11 protein-coding genes are annotated in these 14835 nt (G+C 44.2%); 7 read left to right on the top strand and 4 right to left on the bottom strand.

The features are described from left to right. Positions 1–80 precede the first annotated feature (80 nt). The 6 genes from EV213_RS00250 (at position 81) to EV213_RS00225 (ending at position 8252) form a co-directional block, all read left to right on the top strand. Positions 81–1046 carry an ABC transporter permease gene (locus tag EV213_RS00250; protein ID WP_133578467.1) on the top strand — a complete coding sequence of 322 codons (966 nt, stop codon included), beginning with the start codon at positions 81–83 and terminating at the stop codon, positions 1044–1046. Between the two features lie 42 nt (positions 1047–1088). Then, positions 1089–1961: a carbohydrate ABC transporter permease gene (locus EV213_RS00245; protein ID WP_133578466.1), complete on the top strand. Its 873-nt coding sequence runs from the start codon at positions 1089–1091 to the stop codon at positions 1959–1961. A 62-nt stretch (positions 1962–2023) separates the two neighbouring features. Beyond that, positions 2024–3664, top strand: a complete 1641-nt coding sequence (locus EV213_RS00240) for an ABC transporter substrate-binding protein (RefSeq protein ID WP_133578465.1) — start codon at positions 2024–2026, stop codon at positions 3662–3664. 110 nt (positions 3665–3774) lie between these two features. Continuing rightward, complete coding sequence (locus EV213_RS00235) at positions 3775–4566, top strand: Nif3-like dinuclear metal center hexameric protein (RefSeq protein ID WP_133578464.1); 792 nt, start codon at positions 3775–3777, stop codon at positions 4564–4566. A 77-nt stretch (positions 4567–4643) separates the two neighbouring features. Further along, positions 4644–6704, top strand: a complete 2061-nt coding sequence (locus EV213_RS00230) for an alpha-glucuronidase family glycosyl hydrolase (RefSeq protein ID WP_133578853.1) — start codon at positions 4644–4646, stop codon at positions 6702–6704. A gap of 207 nt (positions 6705–6911) precedes the next feature. Beyond that, a complete protein-coding gene (locus tag EV213_RS00225) occupies positions 6912–8252 on the top strand; it encodes an MATE family efflux transporter (RefSeq protein WP_166639097.1) in 1341 nt (446 codons plus the stop codon). A 130-nt stretch (positions 8253–8382) separates the two neighbouring features. Here EV213_RS00225 and EV213_RS00220 read toward each other — a convergent pair whose 3' ends face one another. Continuing rightward, positions 8383–9018, bottom strand: coding sequence for a DNA-3-methyladenine glycosylase (locus tag EV213_RS00220; protein WP_133578462.1), 636 nt, complete (start codon positions 9016–9018; stop codon positions 8383–8385). A 12-nt stretch (positions 9019–9030) separates the two neighbouring features. Then, the gene (locus tag EV213_RS00215; RefSeq protein ID WP_133578461.1) at positions 9031–9936 is read right to left on the bottom strand and encodes a 5'-3' exonuclease; all 906 of its coding nucleotides are present in this window, start codon (positions 9934–9936) and stop codon (positions 9031–9033) included. 291 nt (positions 9937–10227) lie between these two features. Between EV213_RS00215 and EV213_RS00210 the strand changes: the two genes are divergently transcribed. After that, entirely contained in the window at positions 10228–10974 is a 747-nt protein-coding gene (locus EV213_RS00210; protein ID WP_133578460.1) for an SDR family NAD(P)-dependent oxidoreductase, read from the top strand. A 1295-nt stretch (positions 10975–12269) separates the two neighbouring features. On the opposite strand, the gene EV213_RS00205 is transcribed toward EV213_RS00210, so the two are convergent. Together EV213_RS00205 and EV213_RS00200 are read right to left on the bottom strand one after the other, a co-directional pair. After that, positions 12270–13100: an energy-coupling factor transporter transmembrane component T family protein gene (locus EV213_RS00205; RefSeq protein ID WP_133578459.1), complete on the bottom strand. Its 831-nt coding sequence runs from the start codon at positions 13098–13100 to the stop codon at positions 12270–12272. After that, positions 13090–14799 (bottom strand): ABC transporter ATP-binding protein, encoded by a 1710-nt coding sequence (locus EV213_RS00200; protein WP_133578458.1) that lies wholly within the window; start codon positions 14797–14799, stop codon positions 13090–13092. Before EV213_RS00200 ends, EV213_RS00205 begins: the two co-directional genes overlap by 11 nt. Positions 14800–14835 lie beyond the last annotated feature (36 nt).

Genomic DNA, 14835 nt, shown 5'->3' with positions numbered 1-14835 from the left:
AGATGGGTCGCGGTGTTGGCTCATCTGCCTATCCAAATCAAACGCCTGATGATGACTGTCAAATAATGAAGGAGAAGCCTATGAAACAACCTATCGCGAATGCACCGCATGAAAAAACGCACATTGTACCAAAACGTTCAAAGTTTGCATCGAACCTTAGACAGGTGAAAAAAGAGTGGCAGCTGTATTCATTGCTAGTTCTTCCTGTGATCTACCTTCTTCTGTTTAAATATATTCCGATGATGGGGAACGTCATTGCTTTTCGTCGATACGCCCCCGGTGGAAGTGTGTTTGGCGAAGAGTGGGTGGGCATGAGATACATTGAAATGTTTATCCAGAGCTCTAAGTTTTGGGAAGTCTTCATGAACAATATTATGCTCGGGTCAGTCACTTTACTAGTCGGTTTCCCTGCACCAATCATTCTTGCCTTGTTGTTAAATGAATTGCGTTCTAAACGCTTTAAGAAATTTGTCCAAAGCACGTCCTACCTTCCGCATTTTTTATCGATCGTCATCGTAAGTGGGATGATTTTTCAAATTACCGCTGAAGATGGTCCGATTAATGCAATCATCCGCTTTTTTGGTGGCGAAACCATTCTTTTTATGCAACAAGCGGACTGGTTTTTACCAATCTATGTCTTGTCGGATCTTTGGCAAACTGTTGGGTGGGGGACAATCCTCTATTTGGCCGCTCTGACCGGGATCGATGAAAGTTTATACGAAGCTGCAAAAATAGATGGTGCGAACAAGTGGAAGCAAACACTTCACATTACGTTGCCAGGCATCACGCCAATTATTGTTGTTCTTTTGACTCTGAATATTGGGAAATTTATGCAAGTAGGCTTTGAAAAAGTCTTGCTCTTGTATAACCCATTAATCTTTGAAACGGCCGATGTCATCTCAACCTACCTCTTTCGTGTTGGATTACAGTCAGGCAACTTTAGTTACGCAACAGCCATCGGTTTGTTTGAAGCATTGATTGGCCTTGTGCTTGTGTTTAGCGCCAATTACTTGTCAAAGAAAATTACAGGTGCAAGCTTATGGTAATGATTTCAATGCACTGCAAGATGAGGGGAAGGGGGAAACCTTTTGAAAGACTCACGACAGTATAAGCTCTTTCAACTAGCAAACGTCATCCTGCTACTGCTAGTTGTATTCATAACATTGTTTCCTTTTTTAAGCATTGTCGCAAGATCATTTAGTGGAGAAGCTGAGATTAATGCAGGGGAAGTCTTTTTATGGCCAGTAGGCTTTAATTTGGAGACGTACAAAGTGGTTTTTAGCGATTCACATTTTTGGAATAGCTACAAAAATACAGTGTTGTACACAACTGTAGGTACTGCGATTAATATTTTCATGACGACCATTTTTGCCTATGCGATTTCGAAAAAACGCTTAGTTGGAAGGAATTTCTTCATTATGTTAGCCGTGTTCACCATGTTTTTTAGTGGGGGCCTCATTCCTAACTATTTACTGATTACGTCCCTTGGTTTTGCCAATTCAATATGGGCAATTGTACTCCCGACCGCTATCAGTATCTTTAACCTTCTTGTGATGAAGTCCTTTTTTGAGAGTCTCCCTGAGGAGTTAGAGGAATCGGCATCCATTGATGGGGCTAATACGTACATCACTCTATTGCGCATTATATTACCTCTGTCCAAACCCGTACTTGCGACGATGATTTTGTTTTACGCCGTCGAGAACTGGAATTCCTGGTTTCCGGCTTTTCTCTACTTTGATCAGCAAGATCTGTTCCCGGTTTCCATTTATTTAAGAAACCTAATCAAAGGTGCTTCTGACACTATGGCTGCTGGTGCTGCTGAGGCGAGTAATATGCAGCAGGTATCTTCAAATATAAAAGCTGTAACGATGGTGTTAAGTGTCTTGCCAATTCTACTTGTGTATCCGTACTTGCAAAAGTACTTTGTAAAAGGTGTCATGCTTGGTTCAGTAAAGCAATAACTAGGGTCTTTGCGGAGTCTAGTATTGTATACAAGGATTGATAAAAGGGGAGGAACGATGGGATGAGAAAGCGCATAAAAAAACATGGATTTCACTTGTTATTCCTGATTTGTTTCAGTGTTTTGCTTGGCGGTTGTAGTGATTCAGCATCTGAAGAAGCGGTGGCTCCTGAGGATCTTGAAGACAGTGCGGCAATGGAGAATTATGCCGTTGGGGACCAATTCAAAGCGAATGAGCCATTAACATTTTCTGTCCTGTACAGCAATCACCCAGGCTATCAGCTTCAGGAAGACTGGTTGTTTTGGGATGAGTTAACGAAGCGTACAAATGTCACTCTTGACCCGACAACAGTACCGATGAGTGATTACGATGAAAAGCGAAGTCTACTCATTAACTCGGGTGATGCACCGTATATCATCCCTAAAACCTATCCTGGTCAGGAGCAACAGTTTTTAGCTTCAGGTGTCATTCTCCCTGTAAGTGACTATATCGATCTAATGCCCAATCTTAAAGCGAAAATTGAACAATGGGACATGGATGAGGATTTGAATGCTATTCGTCAGAAGGACGGAAAGTTTTACGTGCTCCCTGGTCTTCATGAAGCTGTTTGGCCAGATTATACATTGGCTGTTCGCACCGATATTCTTGAAGAAAACAATATTCCAATGCCGACCTCATGGGAAGAACTCGAGGATGTCCTGTTGCAATTAAAAGAAATTTATCCTGACAAAACCCCATGGTCTGAGCGCTGGAAATTTGAAAGTACATTGAACTTTGCCTCAACCGCATTCGGTACAGTAGGTGGATGGGGTTTAGGAGATGGCCTAGCGTTTGATGAAGAGAAAGAGGAGTTCGTATTCGCCCCTGGGACAGAGAACCACAAAAACATGGTCACGTATTTCAGCGGTTTAGTCGAACAAGGCTTGTTGGATAAATCCAGTTTTACACAGGAAGACGAACAGGCGATTCAAAAATTTATTTCAGGTGAATCGTTCTTTATCGCAACGAACTCTCAGGAAATTGTTAGACATCGACTTAGTATGAATGAAACGTTAGGCGAAGGTAACTTTAAAATTGAGAAATTGTTGCTTCCAGCAGGTCCAGAGGGGCCACTTATGGGTGGTTCCAGACTTGAAAATGGCGTGATGATTTTGGATAAAGCAAAAGATGATCCTAATTTTAAATCAATGATGCAGTTTATTGACTGGCTGTGGTACAGCGATGAAGGACTTGAATTTGCTAAGTGGGGTGTTGAAGGCACGACCTATGATGTAGTTGATGGGAAGCGAGTGCTTAAAGAAGACATCACCCATAACGGCATAAATGCAGGGGCTCCTACAACGTTGCAAGAAGGGTTTGGATTCTCGAATGGCGTGTTTGCTTATGGCGGATCAACAGAGCTATTGCATTCAATGATGAGCGAAGAGGAATTAGCATGGCAGGAAACAATGGCAGAGAACCGAGAGCCACAAAAGCCTGAGCCTCCTCGTCCATACTCACAAGAACAAAGAGAGATGTCTTCATTATCAGGAACGCCATTGCTTGACTACGCAAAATCCAACACATTAAAGTTTATCGTTGGACAACGTGATTTGTCAGAATGGGACGCCTATGTTGCTGAACTGCAAGGAAAAGGTGTGCAGGAGTATGTTGGAATTGCAAATGAAGCATACAAAGAATACAAGGAATCAAACGAACAATAGATGATGAATGACCTGCCTGTGCATTGCAGGCGGGTTTTCTTTGCTTAAGTACTTTAAAGAGAACCTTAAAGGCAAGCATATAGAGAAACTTTTTTGAGAGGGGACGTGAGATGCACGTTTTAGTTCAGGATGTCGCACTTTTTTTACGTTGCTCCTTAAAGAAAACCCCTGAGACTGTTGACACAATTGAGTTTGGGTCACCTACTGCCGAGGTGAAGACGATGGCTACGACTTTTGTCGCTTCCCATCAAGTGATAACAAAGGCGATTGAATCTGGCGTTGATCTCCTCATTGTCCATGAAGGTACTTTCTACAGCCACAAGGATCAGGATGATACGTTAGAAAATGACATCGTATTGTTAGAGAAGCAGCGGCTACTAGAGGAATCAGGCATTGCTGTTCTCCGATGCCATGATGCCATTCATAGAGATCAGCCAGATGGCATTACAGAAGGCTTACTTGTCCAGTTGGAATGGATAACGTATGTACAAGAACATCAGCGTGCACTGTCCATCGTCAACCTACCTGAGGCGATGATGCTCCAAAACATTTGCTCTTTTGTCAAAGAAAAGCTGGACATTCGCTACCTTCGAGTGATGGGTGATTTAAATGAGTCATTCAAGCGCGTGGCAGTACTGGTCGGTTACCGTGGGGGAGGGCAAACAGCCATTCCTGCTTTGATGGAAGCCGATGTAATTATTGTAGGCGAAGGACCTGAATGGGAAACGCCTGAATATGTACGCGATGCCGTATATCAAGGAAAGAAAAAAGCACTTATCGTATTAGGGCATATGGAAAGCGAGGAGGCAGGAATGGCATCGTTGGCAAGAAAATTGCAGATCCGCTTCCCGAGCGCTAATGTCTCATGGCTACGTGAGCAGCCGCTTTTTAAAGTCATTTAGTGATTAGATTACCTATGGTCGAGGAGGATTTTATGACAATCAATACGAACCATCCTACCGAAAATCAAGCACGTCAAATGAGAGAAAACCACCCTCAAAGCTATAACTGCTGGCTGCAATATAACGCCATTGATGATGTGTCAGTTGCTTCTTTTTATCGCTCGTTTTGTCAATCATTTGTTGTTTTGTGTGATCGTACACCGTTGATTAACTCAGCAATCGATGAACTGCAAAGGGGCATTACCTCTTTGCTTGGAGAGACGCCAACAGAAACAGGGAAAGACGACAACCAGCTCGTACTCGGCACATTAGAGGACGTAGCTCAAGAAGATATTTTAGATAGGATAAGCCTCGCCAACCTTAATGAGGAAGGTTATTGTATACGAATGGATGAGCGCCAGCATCAGCTGTACGTATTAGGCAAAACAGAGAAGGGTATTTTATATGCTGTTTTTCATTTGCTTCGAAAAATGCAGTTGAATGAGATCCTCACAACCGAAGAAGTGATTGAGCAGCCAGTGAACCAAATACGAATGATGAACCATTGGGACAATGTTGATGGGAGCATTGAGCGAGGGTATGCTGGATTGTCATTTTTTTATCAACAAAACCGCTTTTCCAGGCAATGGGATCGCATGCATGATTATGCACGTATGCTCGCCTCTATTGGCATCAATGCAGTGACCATCAATAATGTCAATGTGCACCAAGTGGAATCAGAATTCATTACAGCCGCCTTTTTACCAGATGTTGCGCGTACAGCAGACATCTTCCGTGCCTATAACATCAAGTTGTTTCTAAGCGCGAATTATTCAAGTCCGATGCAATTAGGTGGTTTATCATCAGCTGATCCGCTTGCTGATGATGTCCGAGAGTGGTGGAAAGAAAAAGCTAGCGAAATTTACGCTGCCATTCCTGACTTTGGTGGGTTTGTCATTAAGGCAGATTCAGAAAATCGACCGGGACCGTTTACGTATGGTCGGACACACGCAGACGGTGCGAACATGCTCGGTGAAGCCCTTGCACCACATGGTGGTATCCTCATATGGCGTTGCTTTGTTTACAATTGTCATCAGGACTGGCGCGACAAAACAACAGATCGCGCAAGGGCAGCCTATGATCATTTTATGCCTCTAGATGGGCAGTTTAACGATAACGTCATTTTGCAAATCAAAAATGGGCCGATGGACTTTCAAGTTCGCGAGGGTGTTTCTCCATTGCTGGGGGCCATGAAGGATACGAACCAAATTCTCGAATTTCAAATCGCGCAAGAATATACAGGTCAGCAAAAGCATCTTTGCTATTTAGTGCCCCAATGGAAGGATGTATTGAATTTTGATACGTATGCAAAGGGCGAAGGTTCTTTTGTAAAGGATGTAGCGAGTGGGTCATTATACGAGCGACCTTTAAGTGGAATTGCGGCTGTCGCCAACAGCGGGGATGCGTATAATTGGACGGGCCATCCTCTGGCTCAAGCTAATTTATATGGGTATGGTCGATTGGTCTGGAACCCGGAATTGTCCGCGGATGCCATCGCTTCAGAATGGATTACACAAACCTATGGAAATCACGCAACCGTCTTGAAAACGATAAAAGAGATGCTCCTACAGTCGTTGCAAACGTATGAGAATTATACAGCTCCACTTGGCGTAGGATGGATGGTCAATCCAAATCATCACTATGGACCCAATGTTGATGGCTATGAATATTCAGCGTGGGGAACGTATCATTTTGCTGACTTACATGGCATCGGTGTGGATCGAACGATGCAAACGGGCACTGGCTACACGAGTCAATACTTTCCTGAAAATGAAAAGCGTTATGAATCACTTGAGGCATGTCCTGATGAGTTAGTACTGTTTTTTCATCATGTTCCCTATACGCATCAACTGCATTCAGGGAAATCAGTGATTCAGCATATTTACGATACCCATTTTGAAGGAGCAGAACAGGCCGAACAGCTACGTGAACAATGGAAGTCAATCAAGGAATTAATAGATGAGGAACGGTTTAATGATGGGTTAACTCGATTTAATCTCCAAGTCGATTCAGCTAAAGAGTGGCGCGACATCATCAATACGTATTTTTATCGGAAATCAGGAATCGAAGATGAGCACGGGAGAACGATTTATTCTTAATTGAACGGTGATCAAAGCCTTGTGATGTGCTCATTGCCCTTGTGGTAACGCCGGCATGTTCAAGGCTTTTCACTTTGAAAGACAACGGACGCAATTCCTCCCCTCTAAGGCAAGTATACCATACAAAAAAATGAAATTTCAGACTGTTTCTCCTGCAATCTACCCTTTACAATGAGATTGGTGCTTCAACAAAGTAGGGGGGATGGAATGTTACAGAGTCACCACCTAAGGTTGTTTGCTGTCTCATGGCCCATATTCATCGAGTTACTTCTGTTGCGTCTTATGGGACTGGTGGATACGTTTATGCTGAGTGCTTATTCGGACGATGCGGTGGCAGCCGTAGGGTTTGCCAATCAGATTTTAATGATGGTAACTGTAGCGTTAACCGTAATGACCATTGGTGTTACCATTCTAGTTTCGCGTAGCTTAGGGGCGAATGAAACAGAGGAAGCGTCTCAGCTTGCCAAAGTTGCTATCCTGCTTAACGCGATTATTGGTCTTGCGCTTGGCGTTATGCTAGCTATTTTTGCTGCCCCTCTTTTGGAGTTTTTTCAGCTGCCCGCTCATTTAGTGCCAACTGCTACGAGCTATCTCATTATCGTTGGATCTCCCCTTGTCATTCAATCAACAATGCTTACCATGACAGCAATTTTCAAAAGCCATGGCTTCACCAAACAGGCAATGTACGTTGCTTTTGCTGTAAATGGTCTTAACATCATTGGAAATTACGTCGCCATTTTCGGTCCTTTTGGTCTCCCAGTCACCGGTGTCACTGGAGTAGCAGTGTCCACGGTCCTAAGTCAGCTTATCGGCGCATGGATCCTCTTTCGACTACTTATTCGAAAAAACCTGATCTCCAAGAGCAATCAAAGATTTTTCGTTCATGCGCGACACGATGTGAAGCGTCTTTTTCGTCTAGGTGCCCCTTCATCATTGGACGCTGTTGCTTGGAACACCCATATGATGACCATTACAGTTTGTATTGCAACGATAGGAGCGATTGCATTAACGACCAATCTATACGCAAATACGTTAAAAATGTTTATTACTGCCTTTGCAGGAGCAATGGGGCAAGGCACAATGCTGCTTATTTCTCGACTTTTAGGGGCAAAGCAAAACCAAGCTGCCTATCATCAAAGTCATAGCTACGCGAAATGGGCGATGGCGACTTCGATTGGAATGGCTTTTCTTATGTATAGCCTTTCCGATCCCTTGCTCAAATGGTTTACCGACGACGAGGCTATTATTACGCTCGGCAAAGGTCTCTTGCTGACGGCCATCGTGCTCGAACCTGGACGTGCGCTAAATTTAATCTACAACAACGCCTTAAAATCAGCTGGGGATGTGAAGTTTCCGATGATCGTTAACATCATTGGTATGTGGGGAATTAGCGTTCCGCTTTCGTTTGTCTTTGGCATTATGTTTCATTGGGGTTTGATCGGTATTTGGTGGGCTTTTGTTATTGATGAATGGGTGCGTGGCTGTGTACTCTTGATTCGTTGGACGTCATGTCGGTGGCAGCAGAAAGAGAAGTCATCAGGCTATTGACATACGCTCGCCAAGAACAGCTCGTTGCCTGAGGGGCAGCTCCGTTCTCGAAGACAAGCCTTTTCAATCTGCCTGAACAACTGCTTAATTTACTTGTTTTCTACTCTGTGGTGACACAAAAGGCGAATCATTATTTAGGCAAATGCTTCTTAAGCACGAATGGGTTGCCATGTTCATAGAATCGCCAAGGGTAATTAACGGCTTCCCCACTATGATCAATCCCAATTCTGCGTGTCGTGCCAACGATGGAAGGGGCATCCCCTAAATCAACAACAAACAGTGTTGAATGGTCGGTTAGATCTCTTTTATTATCGGCCTCGCGGGTAATGCCAAACGCCTGCGTTAGTTTTCCGGGCCCATTGGTTGTGTTGCGTTGTTGTGCTGGCGTCAGCTCATTCCATGATACGCCAAAACGCCGTTTTGCAATCAAATCGAGCGGTGAGCGGGGCTCTAATGCCCGAATGAGGATGCCTTCAGGAGACCCTTCGCCAACAGTGACACAATTCATGCACTGGTGCATCCCGTAGCTAATGTACACATACGCGTGACCAGCGGGACCGAACATCGCTTCATTACGGTCGGTGCGTCGATTGCCAAACGTATGCGAGGCACGGTCTTCTGGCCCTTTATACGCCTCAACTTCAACAATTTTTCCTGAAAATTCACCTTCTGTGGTTTTATGAATGAGATGTTTGCCAATGAGCTCCTCGGCGACAAGCAATGTTGGTCGTTCATAAAAAGTACGTGGCAAAGGATGTATACTCATGCATTTCCTCCTTTAAACAAGCCTCGGGCGAAGCGTATCTGGGTATACCGCTTTTATGCCGTAGGCTGCCGTCATCTCATAAAATAGTTCTTCTGGAAGATCAATCAAAAAGCTGTCCATGTCTACCTCCTGAAGCGTAGGAATGCGGCATTGAATCTGTGCAAGCGACTTGGTGACGAGAACATCTTCATACCCTGCAATGAGTTTTTTCTGATGTTTTTTAAGTGTGTCATCTAGTTCATCAATTTGTGCGTATAGCTCTTCAACAGATCCATAGCGCTGAATGAGTGGTAGAGCCGATTTTGGTCCGATGCCATGACATCCAGGGAGGTTGTCACTTTTATCCCCGAGCAAAGCCTTAATATCGACCCAACGCTCAGGAGTGACGCCAAATTCTTCAACAAAATGCTCGACACGATAGACCAGCTCTTGTTTTTTCTGAGCAAGGATTTGTGCACTTGTCTCATTTAGCAGCTGGTAAAGGTCCTTGTCATTGCTATAGACAAAACACATGCCTCGAGCGTCCTCTGTCCATCGGTAGGATAATGTACCAATAATGTCATCTGCTTCAAAAGGCGGGTGCGTCAACTGTTCAATGCCTAATGCAGTAAGCACAGCCTGTGTTGTTTCAAATTGTTCGAGAAGGGGAGATGGGAGCTCTTCACGAGAGGCTTTATAAAAGGCATGCTCCTGTCTTCGCGTCGTTTCCTCACGCTTCACATCCCATGTGACGACAACATGCGTGCATTCATAATCAGCAATGAGGCGCATGAGTTTTTGGATGAAGACACGTACCCCATTAATTAGAAGCCCTTGTTCATTGCGCGGCAATTCGTCTTCCGGTTTTCCATAAGCTGTTGCAAAATACCCTCTGCTTAGTAAATTAAATCCATCAATTAAGAGTAATGTATCCTTCATATAAGTTGCCTTTGCCTACTAATGCTTTAGATCAGAAACAAAGACGTACCTCCACTTCTATCAATGTCTGTACAAAAGTACTTTCTATCATCCTACCATAATGCGTTTACTTTTGGTTGTGGTGAACAGAGAAGACAAGATTTCCTGTTTTCAGACGTTTTTGATATAGTAATAGGAGATGTTTTAAAACGGAACAGAGAGTGATGACGCATGCATTCATTGAGGCAGGGGACATATAACGCATTTGGACGTAGAACAAAGAACGGGGAATGAAAGAGGTGAAAAAAAGCTATGCGACTGACAGGGAAAACAGCAGTGGTGACAGGAGCGAGTAGAGGCATCGGGAGAGCCATTGCACTTGGACTCGCTGATGAAGGCGCATCGTTGATGATTACTGGGACAAACGAGGACCTTCTCAAAGAGAGAGTGGAAGAAGTCAAAAAACGTGGTGTTGATTGTATCTATTACGTAGGAGACGCTTCACTTGCAGAAACGGCGCAGGCTACGATAGAGGAAGCGAAGATCCATTATGGAACAATCGATATCCTTGTCAATAATGCAGGCATTAACCAACGTAGCACGACACTTGAGATGTCGATTGACGATTGGCAACGGGTCATGGATGTCAATTTAAATGGGACACTTTACTTTTGCCAAGCTGTGTTACCATTAATGATAGAAAATCGGGCAGGGAAGATTATTAATGTGAGCTCGACCGCCGCGAAAGCGCCACATCGAAATGCCGCGCCTTCGTACGGGGCTTCTAAGGCAGGCGTCGATTATTTAACGAAGCACCTTGCCCTTGAGATGGCCCCACATCAAATTTATGTCAATGCGATCTGCCCAGGTCCTATTGAGACCGATATGAGCAAGCAATGGACTGATGAATACCGGCAAACGGTACTAGAAAAAATTCCTCTCGGTCGCATAGGGGAACCGAAGCATGTCGCTGAAACCGCGGTTTTTCTTGCATCAAGCATGTCAGATTTTATTACGGGTCAATCCATTAATGTGAACGGTGGAACGTTAATGAGCTAGTGCCCCTATCAGGTAACGTAGGTCTTATTTTATTCAGGATGAGTTATAGTTCTTGTTTTCGCACAAGTTAACTGCGGGAAAACATTTTTCTATAGCCAAACGGCTATACGTTCGCTTTCACCCTAAAGGGTACAAGTGCAACATCGACTCGAAAGGATTTCATCGTGTTTTCTTTTCACCCTTCGGGTACAAGTGCAACATCGATTCGAGAAGACCTCATCGTGTTTTCTTTTCACCCTTCGGGTACAAGTGCAACATCGATTCGAGAAGACCTCATCGTGTTTTCTTTGTCGCAGGAGTCTCATTAGTAGCCGTTTTTGGTTTATGATAAAGAACGAATGAAATGCGAAAGATCTTTTTTGGTTTCATTTTCAACAGTTACCAAACGACATTCGTGTAAAAGGCACCAGGTGATCTACCTTGAAACAGTGCACGTACTTGCCTTATGTGGTTGCCACACGGCTTTTTACCCTCTATACGAGACCACGCCACATTAAAACAATGTACGCAGAAACAAACATCAGCGTAGTCAACATACGTAGACTCTAGTAGGATCAGCGCGAGCTGAAGATCCCCTCGGAAAGCCTGCTTTCCGAGGAAGCTGAAGTCGTGCCCCACTGAAAGCGCAGTATGTTGACGGAGCGATCGTCATTCTCGTGCACCTTAGCGCATCTTAACCTCGAAAAGATCTCGTCGTGTTTTCTTTGCCGCAGGAGTCTCACTAGTCGTCGCTTTTGGTTTATGATAAAGCACGAATCAAATGAGACCGACTTTTTATGGTTTCACTGCATTCCTTCACCAAACGACATTCGTGTAAAAGGCACCAGGTGATCTACCTTGAAACATTGCAACTACTTGCCTTATTTGGTTGCAACACAGCTTTTTACCCTCTATACGATAACCAGCCACAATAAAACAATGTACGCAGAAACAAACATCAGCGTAGCCAACATACGTAGACTCTAGTGGGATCAGCGCGAGCTGAAGATCCCCTCGGAAAGCCTGCTTTCCGAGGAAGCTGAAGCCGTGCCCCACTGAAAGCGCAGTATGTTGACGGAGCGATCGTCATTCCCGTGCACCTTAGCGCATCTTAACCTCGAAAAGATCTCGTCGTGTTTTCTTTGCTGCTGGCGTCTCACTAGTTACCGCTTTTGGTTTTTGTAAAGAACGAAAGAAATGAGATAGACCTTGTTGGTTCAATTTCGACCATAACCAACGAAGTTATTGGAAAAGTCACTAGGACAACCTAAGTAGGCCTGTGTGCCAACCAAACATAAGGCCGGCACGAGGGGGGTTTAATGAAACGGGTTGTAAAAGCGACTTCCATCATAATACGTAATCACCATAGAGGCACAAAAGAACACCACGATAATCACCAAAGCAATGACATCATTTTTCCGAAAAGAACGGGCCGCATACCAGGTCCGTTTTTTTTGTTTGCCAAATCCTCGTAAATCCATGACATTGCTGATCTGTTCGATACGTTCAAGGCTAGAAAAGATCAACGGCGTCACAATCGTTAACGCATTCTTCACCCGTTTGCTAAGTTTTTCTTTGTTTGAAAGGTCGATGCCTCGTGCTTGCTGAGCCATCGCAATGGTTCTGTAATCGCGTTGGATGTCAGGAATATAGCGCATGGCAATGGAAATAGAATACCCGATTTTATAGTTCACTCCGATTCGATGAAGGGAGGAGGCAAACTCACTTGGGTTGGTTGTTGCGATAAACAGCAATGCTGCTGGGATGACAGTAATGTATTTAAGCATGATATTCGCTAGGTAGAACAATTCCTCCGCAGTCAGGTCAAAGTGTCCTCCAAGGGGAATCAATACCGTCGAACTCTCGTAAATTCGAACGCCCTCCTGAGGCGAAAATAGGTAAATTGCGATCGTATTCAAGCTTAAAAAGATAAGCATAAAATAGACCAAAAAAGAGATGTCTTTAAATAAAACACGAGATGACTTGAACAGGATCAAGCTTGCAATAAAGAGAAAAATGAGGACGCGTGTATCGTATGTCAGCATTGCCGCCGATGACCAAAGCAAAAACCCAATGAGCTTTGTTGTCCCACTAAGTCGGTGAATGATTGAATCACGTTCGATATACGAAAGCATATCAACTGCCATTGGCACGAGCCTCCTTGTCAGCAGAAATAAACCGTTCGACCATTTGTAATGGGGACAAGTGATGTTGCATCGCTAGCGTATACAAGGAAGTTTCTTTTAAATGCGCTTTCTCCATTAAGGTCTCATCACTCATGAGTCGTGCAGGTGAGATATCTGCTTCCAGCCTGCCATTTACGAGCACTAACGCACGTGTCGTGTATTCCATCATCAAATGCATATCGTGGGTAATCATAAGGATGCCGACCCCTTGGTCTCTTAAGGAAGAGAGAAATTCCATCATTTCTGTATAATGCTTGTAATCCTGACCAGCTGTAGGCTCATCTACAATGAGGAGTCCGGGCTGCAAGGCGAGGATGGAGGCAATGGTCACTCGTTTCTTCTGACCAAAGCTTAAAGCATTAATGGGCCAATTGCGAAACGGATACAAGCCACACACTTGCAACGCATCGTTCACTCTTTGTTCAATGATCTCTGGAGGAAGCTTTCGCAGCTTTAGTCCAAAGGCCACCTCATCGATAATCATATGTTTGGAAATCATTTGATTTGGATTCTGTAAAACAAGCCCAACTTGCTCGGCCCGTTCTTTAATCGTGTCATCGTTTATCGGAGAACCATTGTACGTTATCGTTCCGCTAGAGGGCTTTAGAAACCCGGAAATGACCTTTGAAAGTGTTGATTTGCCTGCTCCATTAGGTCCGACTATACTAATCATTTCACCAGCGTGTACAGAAAAGGAGATGTTTAGGAGCTGTTCAGAGGGTTGAGTATAGCCAAATGATAGTTGCTCCAACGTAAGCAGTGGTTTTCTAGCGACCTGCGGGGCATTCATCCCTTGTGTATTCAACCAGTTAACGAGGTGCTGGGAATGCCGCTGCTGTGAAAGTTGTTTCAATTGACTAGGACGATCCTCAACCGTCAATGGACTGTTCGCGTATTGCAATGCTTTAATGGCCAATGGTTTTCGAATATTGCACTCATCAAGTAGTGGAGAGACCATCAGCTCGTCTGGTGGCATATCCCCAACGATGCAACCGTCATTTATGACAATGACTCGATCGATATCAATATGCAAAACATCTTCCAGTCGGTGTTCAATAATAATGAGCGTTGTGTCGGTTTCGGTGTGAATACGATCAATAAGCTCCATTGCTTCTTTGCCAGCGCGTGGATCAAGGTTCGCAAGCGGCTCATCAAATAACAATACGTCAACATCATCGACAAGTACGCCGGCTAGGGCAACCCGCTGCTTTTGGCCACCAGAAAGTTCAAATAATCGTTTCGTCAGCATAAGCTCCATGCCGACAAGCTTTGCTGCCTGTTCGACACGTTCGTGCATCTCACTTTGTTCAACCGCATCGTTTTCAAGCGAGAAGGCAATGTCCTCACCTACAGTTAACCCAATAAATTGACTATCAGGATCCTGCAAAACGGTACCGACCTGTTTTGACAGTGCTGATAAGCTCATTGATTTTGTTTCCATACCTGAAATCTTTAGATTACCAGTGCTCGTTCCTTCATAAGAGAATGGGACAAGCCCATTGATACAATGAGAAAGAGTGCTTTTGCCCGATCCTGAAGGACCAATAATAAGCACTTTTTCTCCTTTATATATGGATAGATTAATGTTTTTAAGCGTAGGCTCTGCCTGAGATCGATACGTAAAGCTGAAATCTGAAAATGTAATCACGGGTGTAGTCATCTGAAATCTCCCAGCTGTCTTCTGTAACAATGAGTG

It is taken from the genome of Aureibacillus halotolerans (assembly GCF_004363045.1).
Lineage (GTDB): Bacteria > Bacillota > Bacilli > Bacillales > DSM-28697 > Aureibacillus > Aureibacillus halotolerans.
Note: the sequence above shows the minus strand (reverse complement) of the source record. Positions and strands in the feature narration are given on the sequence as shown.